This window comes from Cryobacterium sp. LW097, from assembly GCF_002205495.2.
Taxonomy (GTDB): domain Bacteria; phylum Actinomycetota; class Actinomycetes; order Actinomycetales; family Microbacteriaceae; genus Cryobacterium; species Cryobacterium zongtaii.
The window spans coordinates 3,092,586-3,104,139 of sequence record NZ_CP021992.1 but is presented as its reverse complement, the minus strand read 5'-3'; the positions used below and the strand labels follow the sequence as shown (position 1 = coordinate 3,104,139).

Annotated in this window: 11 protein-coding genes; all 11 read left to right on the top strand. The window is 62.3% G+C overall.

Going from position 1 to position 11,554, the window contains the following annotated elements:
* Nucleotides 1-52: 52 nt before the first annotated feature.
* The 11 genes from B7495_RS14615 to B7495_RS14565 all read left to right on the top strand — a co-directional run bounded on the left by B7495_RS14615 (nucleotide 53) and on the right by B7495_RS14565 (nucleotide 11,524).
* Entirely contained in the window at nucleotides 53-748 is a 696-nt protein-coding gene (locus tag B7495_RS14615) for a hypothetical protein (RefSeq protein ID WP_088457222.1), read from the top strand.
* Nucleotides 749-822: 74 nt separating this feature from the next.
* Nucleotides 823-1,503 carry a hypothetical protein gene (locus tag B7495_RS14610; protein WP_088457221.1) on the top strand — a complete coding sequence of 227 codons (681 nt, stop codon included), beginning with the start codon at nucleotides 823-825 and terminating at the stop codon, nucleotides 1,501-1,503.
* A gap of 234 nt (nucleotides 1,504-1,737) precedes the next feature.
* On the top strand, nucleotides 1,738-3,414 hold the full coding sequence (locus B7495_RS14605) for a GspE/PulE family protein (protein WP_088457220.1): 1,677 nt from the start codon (nucleotides 1,738-1,740) through the stop codon (nucleotides 3,412-3,414).
* 19 nt (nucleotides 3,415-3,433) lie between these two features.
* Nucleotides 3,434-4,939 (top strand): type IV pilus twitching motility protein PilT, encoded by a 1,506-nt coding sequence (locus B7495_RS14600; RefSeq protein WP_088457219.1) that lies wholly within the window; start codon nucleotides 3,434-3,436, stop codon nucleotides 4,937-4,939.
* A 61-nt stretch (nucleotides 4,940-5,000) separates the two neighbouring features.
* Nucleotides 5,001-6,233: a type II secretion system F family protein gene (locus B7495_RS14595; RefSeq protein ID WP_168195334.1), complete on the top strand. Its 1,233-nt coding sequence runs from the start codon at nucleotides 5,001-5,003 to the stop codon at nucleotides 6,231-6,233.
* Between the two features lie 323 nt (nucleotides 6,234-6,556).
* Nucleotides 6,557-7,018: a type IV pilin protein gene (locus B7495_RS14590; protein ID WP_240632264.1), complete on the top strand. Its 462-nt coding sequence runs from the start codon at nucleotides 6,557-6,559 to the stop codon at nucleotides 7,016-7,018.
* 189 nt (nucleotides 7,019-7,207) lie between these two features.
* Nucleotides 7,208-7,705: a prepilin-type N-terminal cleavage/methylation domain-containing protein gene (locus B7495_RS14585; protein WP_088457216.1), complete on the top strand. Its 498-nt coding sequence runs from the start codon at nucleotides 7,208-7,210 to the stop codon at nucleotides 7,703-7,705.
* 138 nt (nucleotides 7,706-7,843) lie between these two features.
* Nucleotides 7,844-8,437, top strand: coding sequence for a prepilin-type N-terminal cleavage/methylation domain-containing protein (locus B7495_RS14580; protein WP_151199587.1), 594 nt, complete (start codon nucleotides 7,844-7,846; stop codon nucleotides 8,435-8,437).
* Nucleotides 8,434-9,102, top strand: a complete 669-nt coding sequence (locus B7495_RS14575) for a prepilin-type N-terminal cleavage/methylation domain-containing protein (protein ID WP_168195332.1) — start codon at nucleotides 8,434-8,436, stop codon at nucleotides 9,100-9,102. Before B7495_RS14580 ends, B7495_RS14575 begins: the two co-directional genes overlap by 4 nt.
* Nucleotides 9,099-10,640, top strand: coding sequence for a hypothetical protein (locus B7495_RS14570; protein WP_088457213.1), 1,542 nt, complete (start codon nucleotides 9,099-9,101; stop codon nucleotides 10,638-10,640). Before B7495_RS14575 ends, B7495_RS14570 begins: the two co-directional genes overlap by 4 nt.
* A complete protein-coding gene (locus B7495_RS14565) occupies nucleotides 10,637-11,524 on the top strand; it encodes an A24 family peptidase (protein WP_205748684.1) in 888 nt (295 codons plus the stop codon). The genes B7495_RS14570 and B7495_RS14565 overlap by 4 nt, the downstream gene beginning before the upstream one ends.
* Nucleotides 11,525-11,554 lie beyond the last annotated feature (30 nt).

Below are 11,554 nucleotides of genomic sequence, written 5' to 3'. Positions count from 1 at the left end.
GGAGGCAAACGGCCAGCTAGGCTGGGGGAAAATCTCGAAGGGGGTCACCGCCATGGGTGCTGCAACGTTGCCGACTGGTTCACCGTCCCGGCGCCCGCTGTGGTTCGCCCTCGGCGCGGTGGGCGTGTTGCTGGTCGTGGCGCTGATCGTGGTGCTCGTGGTCTGGCGCGGGGGAGCGGGCACTCCTTCCGGCTCCGACTCCCTGCCGGGCACCCGCCCCACGCCCACCGCAACCGCCGAGCCGCAGGCCGTCGCCAGCGCCGCGCCCGCGGTGGCCGCCGGGCCGCGCCCCACCAGCTGCGAGGCGATCTACAGCCCGGCCATGTTGGCCACCCTCAACGAGACCGGCACCCTTAACCCCGAGTGGGCCGAGGAAGACGTCAATTCCGGCGTGCTGTTCGGCACCGACGACGAACAACTCATCGTCGTCATCGAGGGCACAGAGCACCTCACCTGCGTATGGGGCAACCCCGACGGCGGCTCGGGTAGCGGCCTCACCTCCAACGTGGTCTTCGTCACGGCCGAGCAGTCCGAAGCGGTGCACCAGCGGCTGCTCGGCGACGGCCTGAACTGCTACGAAGAGCTCGGCGGCATCCGCTGCATCGCCGAATCGACCGAGGGTGCCGAGGGCATCGCGGGCCAGTCGCACTTTCTGCGCGACGGCATCTGGCTGGCCACCCGCTACGTGAACGCGGGTCCGGAAGGCTACACCCACGACATGGTCGCCACCGTCTGGGCCGGCGCCTAACCAGCACCTCCCTGGCCCGGTCGGGCTATGCTGTGCGCAAAATCCTCCGGAAGGATTGCGCTCAGGGAGGCCGAATGTCCGTTCATGGAACACCGACGATCACGGCCGGAGCACAGTGGGTGCTGCTGATCCTGGGCGGTATCGTGACCGTCTTCGTCATGCTGGCCGCGGTGTGGGTGGTCTTCTCACCCCGGCCCGTGCCCACCCCCGCAGTGGACCCCGGCGCCCGGCCCGTGCCAGCAGCGCCGGCGGCGGCTGCCGCGGTCAGCGCCCCCACCGCCGTGCTCGAACCTGGCACCCCCAAGCCGGCCGCCTGCGAGCAGATCTACAGCCCCACGATGGTCGGTGCGTTCGGCGACCTGGTACTCAACCCGGCCTGGACCACCCAGCCCGGCGCCGATGTGCGCGACGGCGCCGACGACCCCGAGCTGCGCGCGATCATCAACGGAAGTGAGCACCTCAGCTGCCGGTGGGTCAGCCCCGCCGGGGCGTCCGACAGCGGCGTGTCCACCAGCGTGGTGTGGGTCGCCGCCGACCAGACCGCCGCCGTCGAGGCCCGCCTCCGTGCGCTGGGCATGGAGTGTTACGAGGAATTGGACGGGCTGCGCTGCATCACCGAAACCACCACCGACGTCGGCCGCTATGGCCAGTCGCACTTCCTGCGCGGCGGCATCTGGCTGGCCACCCTCTGGGTGAACGCCGGCCCGGATGGCTACACCCACGACATGGTTAACACGATCTGGGCCGGTGCCTGATTCGATTGCGCGCGAAGGCCTTTCAAATGCCTTTAGCGCCGTGGCATACCGATAAGGTACAGGTAAGCACCGTCTGGTCTGGATCACTCTAGAACGGCCGGGCCGTGACCCGGGCCCCTGAACGTGGGACTCACCGCCTCATTAGGCCGGGGAAACGTCATCGTATTCGGGCGCTGGTTTCTCTAGCTGCGTGCGTTCCGTCTTCCTGCAGCCACTGCCCGACGGGAGGCTCTCATGGCGACGCTGACCGAGATTCTGATCCTGCACGGCCTACTGCCAATAGAAGTTCTGGACACACTTCTGGCCGGAGACCCGGCAGACGAATCTGCCGTGCGAAAGCTCGTGGCAGATGGTGTCATCTCCGAAGTCCAGTTCGCAAAGGCCAGAGCCGCTCAGGCGAACCTGCCCTTCGTGGAACTCGCCGACTATCCCGTTGACCGCTTGGCGGTCGCCCTTGTGCCGGTAGCCGTCTGCCGTCGTCATGACGTTCTGCCGGTTCTTATCGACGGCAACCGGCTCGTGCTGGCTATGGTCGACCCCGGCAACGTCTTTGCCGTCGACGACGTGCGCGAAGCATCCGGCATGCGCATCGCCCAGGTCGTCGCGGAACGCTCCGATCTGCTGGCCGCCATAAGCCGCTACCACCGGGCCGATGGTGAACTCAGCGACCTGACTGAAACCCTTGAAGAAGAGAACGCGGCGGCCGCTGCCGAAAGCGCCTCCTTCGGTGTTTCCGATGCCGCTGACGATGATGCCCCGATCGTTCGGTTCGTGAATCTGCTCGTCAGCCAGGCTATTCAGGACCTGGCCTCCGACATCCATATCGAACCCGGAGAACATAGTCTTCGGGTGCGCTACCGCATCGACGGAGTGCTGCACGAGATGCAGACCGCGCCCAAGAGCATCCAGAACGGTGTGATATCTCGGCTGAAGATCATGAGCGACATCGACATCGCCGAGCGGCGCAAACCGCAGGATGGCAGGATGACCGTTCGTCACGCCGGTCGACAGATCGACCTGCGGGTGGCGACCCTGCCCACCGTGTGGGGCGAGAAGGTCGTCATGCGTATTCTTGACAACTCCAGCACCACCTTGGACGTGCGCGCGTTGGCTCTTCTTGAGCACAACTTCGAAGCCTACAAAACTGCATACTCCAAGCCGTACGGCATGATCCTCATCACCGGTCCAACCGGATCGGGAAAGTCCACCACTCTTTACACCACCCTCGGTGCGGTCGCCCGACCGGAGGTCAACGTCATCACGGTCGAAGATCCGGTGGAGTACCGTATGGCCGGCATCAACCAGGTGCAGGTGAACATCAAGGCCGGTCTCACCTTTGCGAGCGCGTTGCGCTCCATCCTTCGCAGTGACCCGGATGTGGTGCTGCTGGGTGAGATCCGTGACCATGAGACCGCGCAGATCGCCATCGAGGCCTCCCTGACAGGGCACCTTGTGCTCTCCACCCTTCACACCAACGACGCACCGAGTGCCATCACGCGGCTCACCGAGATGGGCATCGAACCTTTCTTGGTCGGTTCAGCCATCGACTGCGTCGTTGCGCAGCGATTGGCTCGGCGCCTCTGCGACAAATGCAAGGCGCCGTCAGCGCTGACCGCCGAGGGCCTGACTCGATTGCGGTTTGCGTTCGACCCAGAGCTGCCGTTGCCGACGATCTATGAGCCCGTCGGTTGCAGCAACTGCTCGAAGACCGGCTACCGGGGCCGGCTGGCCGTTCATGAAGTCATGACGGTGACCGAGGAGATCGAGCGACTCGCCGTCGCACGAGCCTCCAGTGCCGAGATCGCCCGGGTCGCACGCGACCAGGGCATGATCACCCTCAGAGAAGACGGTTGGGCAAAAGCCAAACTGGGTTTGACATCGATCGAAGAGATCTTGCGAGTGGTCGCGTAGTGCAAAAGGGGACACACACATGAGCCAGCCCATCTACGACATTCCGGTGACGCCGCCGCAACGTCCTCATGGCGAGAATGAGACCGATGAAAGCCCGTCGGCACCGGTGGCGGAGCCGGTGCCGTGGTACCTGCTCGACCCCGCTGATTCTCCTGCCACCGATTCAGTGCCGTTCAAGTCCAAGTATGACGAGGCCCTGGATGCTGTGATGGTGTCGCGAACCAACGCTGAGCCGGCTCGGTTGGCCGAGGACGTTCCTCCTGACCTGACACGGTCGGCACTGGAAGTTTCAGACTCGGTTCGCGTGCTCCGGCCCCGAACGGATGGCGCCGATCCGGTTCGTGTGCGGCGGACTCAGCGCGCGGACGCGGCCTCCGTCGCCGACCCGGAGCTGCTCAGCGCTCTTCAGGAGGTGCTGGATCTGAACGGCTCAGACTTGCACATCACTGTTGGCGCCCCACCGAACCTGCGGGTCAATGGAAGCCTACGTCCGCTCGATGGCGCGCCTCGGTGGCTGTTCGACAAGGTGTCCTCGGCCCTCCTCAGCATTCTGACTCCGGCCCAGCACATGGAATTCGAACGTGAACTGGAACTCGACTTCGCGTTCACCGCCAACGACGCTCGATTCCGGGTCAACTACTATCAGCAACGCGGTTCGATCGGAGCGGCGTTCCGATTGATCCCGCGCATCATCAAGCCGCTCAAGGAGCTGGGCATGCCCGAGTCGGTGGCCCGATTCGCTGCGATGCCGCGCGGGCTCGTCCTGGTCACGGGCCCAACAGGTTCGGGCAAGTCGACTACACTTGCCGCTCTTGTCGACGAAGTAAACCGCACGCGTGCCGACCACATCGTCACTGTCGAAGACCCCATTGAATTCCTGCACAAGCACCGCATGTCCCTCGTCAACCAGCGCGAGGTGGGCAGCGATACCAAGAGCTTCGCGGCCGCGCTCAAACACGTGCTGCGTCAGGACCCCGATGTGATCCTTATCGGTGAGCTCCGTGACCTCGAAACCATCTCGGTCGCAATCACCGCGGCCGAGACCGGCCACCTCGTCTTTGCCACTTTGCACACCCAAAGTGCCCCCCAGACGATCGACCGGATGATTGACGTCTTCCCCCCGCACCAGCAGGCGCAGGTACGCTCTCAGCTAGCGGCGACCTTGCAGGGGGTCATCTGCCAGACCCTGGTAAAGCGGGTTGACGACGGGCGGGTCGTCGCAACCGAGGTGATGTTTGCCACCTCTGCGATTTCGAACCTCATTCGTGAGGGCAAGACCTACCAGATCCCGTCTGCCATGCAGGCCGGCCGGAGCCTGGGCATGCACACTATCGATCAGCACTTGGCAGAGCTCGTTGACGCCGGTGTGATCAGTCGTGCTTCGGCAGAGGAGAAAGCGCAGGATCCCGTAGGTCTGGCCCAGCTCATTCGCCGGGTCGACCCGGTAGCGACGGGCACCGCGACGTCTCCCATGTCCAGTGACGGTATCGACTACGATTCTTTCTCGGGCGGAAGTGCCTTCTGATGACTACCGATGTCAGCAGATGCGGCGTCCTCCAGCACGGCGTTGAGATGCGGGTGCAGGCGTGACGCTCGCAGGCCAGTCGTGGGCCTACGTCGGCCGGACCAGGAACGGTAAGACGGTCAAGGGCAAGGTGGATGCCACGACAGAAGCGGCTGTGGCTGCCCGATTAGCCGCCATGGCGATCTCACCGATATCTATCACGGCATCTGCCGCCGGGACCGGCCTTAACCGCGAGATTTCACTCCCGGGTTTCAGCAAGCGCATCGGTCTCAAGGACCTCGCGATCATGAGCCGGCAGATGGCTACGATGATCGGGTCTGGGCTGTCGCTCCTGCGCACGCTGAACATCCTGGCCGAGCAGAGCGAGAACCCGTCGCTGGCCAAGATCCTGGCGCAGGTACGCAACGATGTGGAGACTGGAACGTCGATTTCGGATGCGTTCGGCAAGCACGACTCGCATTTCCCGCCGATCATGATCAACATGGTACGCGCGGGAGAAACCGGCGGATTTCTGGATGGCGCCCTGGAATCGATCGCCGCGAACTTCGAAAAAGAGGTCAAGCTACGCAACACGATCAAGTCGGCGCTGACGTATCCGGTGCTGGTGTTGATCATGTCGCTGGTGGCCGTGATGGTGATGCTCATCTTCATCGTGCCCATCTTCAAAGACATGTTCGCCGGGCTTGGCAGCGCTTTGCCCGCACCCACTCAAATTCTGGTAAATCTGTCGGAGGCGATGATCTGGGTGGCGCCGGTACTCCTAATTGGGGGAATCACCTTCTCCATCTGGTGGAGCAGGAACAAGAACGCGCTCGCGGTGCGCAAAATTAAAGACCCGGTCATGCTGAAGATTCCAGTCTTTGGGCCGCTGCTCAAGAAGGTCGCTGTAGCTCGGTTCGCCCGCAACTTCTCTAACATGATCGGAGCCGGCGTGCCCATTCTGCAGGCGCTCAAGATCGTGGGTGATACCTCGGGCAACTGGGTCATCGAGAATGCGCTCACCGAGGTTGCAGAATCAGTGCGCCAGGGCAAATCGATCTCCGGCCCGCTACTCGCGCAGCCGGTTTTCCCAGCCATGGTCACTCAGATGATCGCCGTGGGAGAGGATGCGGGTTCGTTGGAAATCATGCTGGACAAGATCGCAGATTTTTACGACGATGAGGTTCAGGCAGCTACAGAGCAGCTCACCGCGGCAATTGAGCCCCTGATGATCGCGTTTCTTGGCGTTATCATCGGCGGCATGGTCATCGCACTGTACCTGCCCATATTCAGCATCTCCGACGCGGTCAACTGAGACCGGTGCGGAGTGCGTCTTGCTTTTGCTGGACGGCGTACTAGGCGTGCTGGGCGATCCCCCAAAAATAGGGTCTTTATCGGACTTTTTACCCCCCTAATGCGGCGAAAGGCTGAGAGTTACCCACTAACATGGTGGAAGCTCTATCAGAAGCCGGACCCGTATATAAGGGGCGACGAATTCGATGGTCGGTACCCGCTCGTTTGGGGGAAGATCCTCGAAGGATTCTGATTGATGGGGAGGGCCAAGCGACCTGAACCACCACAAACGAGCCGATCCGGCCGTCGGCCAGTTCAGTTCTCCCCCCAATGATTGGACCCACCGTGCTCGCACGCAGCCTCGCCAAGCTCGAACGCCGTCGCAAGAATCCCGACGAAAACCAGGTGGGTTTCACCCTGATTGAGCTCCTCGTCGTAGTCATCATCATCGGCATTCTGGCCGCGATCGCCATCCCCGTTTTCCTAAACCAGCGCCAGAGCGCGTGGCAGTCCTCGGTCGGCTCCGACCTCAAGAACGCCGCAGTGGTGGTGGAAACCTACGCGACAAAGAACAACGGCTCATACGCGAGCTTCCCGGGGGCAGGAACCGCAGTCGTGAACAACGGAACCACGACGTCCGGCGGTGTTACCGGCGGATCGATCGACTTCAAGGTGTCAGGCGGAAATACCGTCACAATGACGCTCGTCGGCACGACCGGCTACACCATCGTGGGATCGAACAGTAACCTCACGGGCAACCAAACCTACGACAGCGCAAATGGCGGGCTCAAAAAGTGGGTTGGCTAGCCAGCTGAGTTCGTCACTCCGGTCCACGATCAGCCCAACGTCTCGCACGCGTGGACCGCGTCCTCACCGGGAACGTTCGTGGTGATGGCGGGGTACTGATTGCGGATTTTTCAGGCCGGGGCGGAACCCCACCGCTCCGGCAAAATCGGACGGCCCAGACGGGCTGCTATGTACGAATTCCAACCTCGAATGAACGGACACACTGTGCTCGCACGAAGCCTTGCCAAACTCGAACGTCGCCGCAAGAACCCCGATGAGAACCAGATCGGCTTCACGCTGATCGAGCTTCTCGTGGTTGTCATCATCATCGGAATCCTGGCCGCGATCGCGATCCCGGTGTTCCTCAACCAGCGTCAGACGGCCTGGCAGTCCTCGGTTAGTTCAGACCTGAAGAACGCCGCCATTGCCGTCGAGACGTTTGGAACGGCCAACAACGGCAGCTACAAGGGTTTCTCCCCGACCAGCGCGACGCTTGCTGCCGGCACGGCGAGCGCATTTGTGACGTCCACGACCGCTACTACCTTCAAGGTCTCTGAGGGAAACCAGCTCAGCATCAAGGTCGCCACCGATGGCAATAGTTACGCGATCCTGGGCAAAAACGACAACATCACCGCTGGCGGGCAGCTCTACCTGAGCGGTTCCGGTGGCATCCAGAAGTGGGCCGCCACGACCCCGACGCTGCCGTAATTCGCTAACGCACGCTGTGCGGGGCCTCGCCACGGGTGAGCCCCGCACAGTCGTATCCCCCTCCGCCCCAGGGAAGGACATCTCGTGAAGTCGATCGCGCCCCTCCTGCGCCCGCGCGGGGATGTCGAGGATTCGGGGATGACGCTCATCGAGGTCATCGTTGCGATAAGCCTCATCGGCATCGTCGCAACCGCCGCAATCAGTCTGAGTATCACCAGCCAAAAAGGTGCATCGGTTCAGCAGCGGCAGGAAATTGCGGTGACAATCGCTACCGAGGCGATGGAGCGGGTGAGCGCCCAATCGGCGGCCACGAATCCCACCACCTCCACGAGCTATCTCTACGACGGTCGCACTCAGGCCAAGGTGGACCTCGCGTGGACCGCCAATACCGGGGTGAGCGGACTCGCTGCGACCTACAAGGGCTGGGACACCGAAGCCGTCGCGGCATCCGTGCCGGTCCTTCCAATTTCTCAAGTCGTCGACCGCGCAGGCACCGACTACACGGTCTACACGCTTTTGGGCACTTGTTACATGGCCACCACAGGCGGCGATTGCAAGAAGCTGGCGGCATCCACCCCGCCGGCAACGCCGCCCAGTGGTCAAACCCCGCTGAACCGGGCGATCGTCGTCGTGCGATGGAACGCCGGTTCAGGCTGCGCGGCCAGCGGGTGTTCCTACCTCGTGTCAAGCCTGATCGACGCGCATTCCGACTTGCAGTGGAATGCGCCATGACCGATTCGAGCGTAGCGCGGATGGCACCGCCACAGCCGGATGCCTCTGAGGACGGTATGACCCTTCTCGAGCTCATCGTGGCCATGGGCATATTCCTAGTCTTCATGGCCCTGATCCTCACCACGACTGTGACCCTGGCGCAAAGCGCAACCCGGGCCCAGATGACGGCGGAAGCGTCCAACTCGACCCTTGTCGTCTTCGGCAACTTCGACCGTCAGGTGCGCTACTCCGAAGCCATCAATTTCCCCGGCACCGGATCCACTGGTGCGCGATACGTCGAGTACCGTTCCCCCGGGAACTCGACGACAGACGCAACCTGCACCCAGTGGCGCTTCGTTCCCAGCTTGAACCGTCTCGAATTCCGATCCTGGAAAGACGTGTCCGGCGTCGTGCTGCCGGGGTTCAGCACCAAGCTGACAAACGTCATCGACGACGGCGGTTCTGATTACCCGTTCAAGCTCACGCCGGCAGATCTCAACGGTTCAGAGTTGCAGCAACTCACGGTCTCGGTCCATTCCGGGAACGCACGACTCAACGCGGAAGCGGCCATGAGCACGACCTTTACCGCGCGCAATAGCTCGCTTGACTCGGCAAGCAACAAAGATGCGGACAACAACCAAGTCAGTGACACTCCAATCTGCAACGTGACGGGATACCGGCCGTGATCTCTTCACACCGCGCCAGGTGGCGCTCCTATCTCGAGAGTCGACTCGAGGTCCGTGGCGACGACCGGGGGGTCGCGCTGCTGACCGCGTTGATGTTCATGGTGATGGCTACGGGATTATCCCTGGTGCTGCTGAGTGCGATTCTCAGTCAGGCGGTGCCCGCCTACACCGCCCAGAAAAACACCCGCACCGTTTACGCAGCGCAGGCAGGCCTGCAGAGTGCACTGGCGGTCATCCGTTCTGCTGACGCGCCGGCTGACAGCGCCGGCCACATATTCGGTGCGCCGAAGGAACTGCCGTGCAGCCTGTCAGGACGAGTCGCCGCCGATGGCACCGGAGCTACATACGCGGTGACGGTGGAGTACTTCATCGTCGACCCGACCGAGATGACCGCTTCCGACCGTGCTTCCAATGCAAAGCCCTGCTCTTCGTCCAACGGTCTGGGAACAATCGTGCCCAGGTACGCCTATGTGGTCTCCAAAGGTCAGGACGTGGCGATCCCCGGGACCGCGTCCGCGGCGGTCGGCAACCGCACGCTCTCGGCCGTGTACTCGTTCAAGATCACGAATGTGAACGTCGCCGGTGGGTTGATCTTCTCCGGGAATAGCTACTGCCTCGAGGCCGATTCCGCCGCCGATAACTCCAGAGTGAAGTTCGTGCCCAAAGCGCAGTGCACAAAAACCCCTCTCCAGCTTTGGACCTACACGGCCGACTATCAACTCAAGCTCGCGAGTTCGGGCACACCCGGCGTGTGTATTACGGGCCCCTCGTCTTCCAATGGTGGAACTCAAGACGCACGCCTGCGGACATGTAAGTCAAAGACGGATTCAGCCCGCTGGAATCAGCTGTGGAGCTGGACCGGGGACTACACCTGGCAGGGCCAGAACTCCAGCAACACCGGCGCAAGTAACTACTACCTTTCTCCAGGAAGCATCAGCAACGGCAGCTACCTCCGGGTCAGCAACGGGCGCAGTGGATCCTTTTCCCCGTCGTTGGAAATCGGTGCGGGCGCCGCAAGCTACGGCACTCATCAGCTCGTGAACTATCGCGAGTTCGGTCGGTGCGCCGATGTGACGAACGGACAAATCGGCTACAGCTACATGATTTCGTACCCGTGCAAGCAAGACCCGACCGGGACCGGAAACAACCTGGACTGGAACCACAAGTGGTATTACACAGAACCGGACTTGCCAGCGACCACGAGCGCCGTCCAGTTCATCTACGTCATCGACGGCTCGGGGAACTACAAGTGCCTTACCGCGCCCGCCAGCGGCGGGATCGAACTCACCTTCCAGAACTGCGTGCAGAATGTTCGCCAATACTGGACCCGCACCAATGACACCGGCAATTACGCCGGAAGCTATCTGGTCATCAACCAGGGGAAATGCTTATTTGCTGACACAAGCGCTCTACACACTGACGGCACGTCGTCGAGGTTGCGTTTGACATCGTGTAACGGATCACTCGCCCAGAAATGGAATGCACCGCCGACAGCCACAGAGTCGACTGTCGGTGGGTATAGCGAGGTTGCCGGGTGATCGTACTTCTCGCCCTTGCCGCGATCCTGGGCTTGTTGATCGGTTCGTTCTTGAACGTCGTGGTGCACCGGGTACCCAACGGCATGTCTCTTCTGTCGCCACCGAGCTCCTGCCCGGCTTGCGGTGGTCGGATCAAGGCCTATGACAACATCCCGGTTCTGTCATGGTTGATCCTGCGCGGCAAATGCCGCTTCTGCAGAGCGTCGATATCCACCCGGTATCCGCTCGTTGAAGCAGGCACCGCGCTGATGTTCGTGGCCGTCGCTGCCTGGTGGGTCTCAGACCGCGCGCTGGCCGGGGCGCTCCAGGCCGGATTTGACAGCCTGATGCTGACCGGCCGGTTCGGAGCAGACGCGAATGGTCTCTCAAGCGGTGAGTACGTCGCTGCGGGGTGCATCCTGCTGGCGTTCCTGTATCTGGCGGCGGTGAGTATTGCACTCGCCCTCATCGACCTGGACGTACACCGGCTGCCCAATGCCATCGTGCTGCCGAGTTACGTCGTGGCCGCGGTGCTTCTCGGCGCTGCCAGCATCCTGAACGGAGATGTCGGGTCGCTGGTGCGAGGTTTTGTCGGTCTCGCCGCGCTCTGGCTGGCCTATCTCGTGATGGCGGTGGCCTACCCCGGTGGGATGGGTTTCGGTGATGTCAAGCTGGCCGGCGTCTTGGGGCTATGCCTCGCGTACCTAGGATGGGGGGAACTCGTTGTTGGTGCGTTTGCCGCCTTCCTGATCGGCGGAGTATTCGCCGTATTCCTGGTCATTACAAAACGAGCGACGCGCAAGAGTGGGATCCCGTTCGGCCCCTGGATGCTGGTCGGCGCCTGGCTTGGAATCATTTTCGGTGACAGCGTCTGGGGCGGCTATCTGTCGCTTTTCGGCCTGTAGCTCATTTGGCACTGCAACAAACGAGGAGTA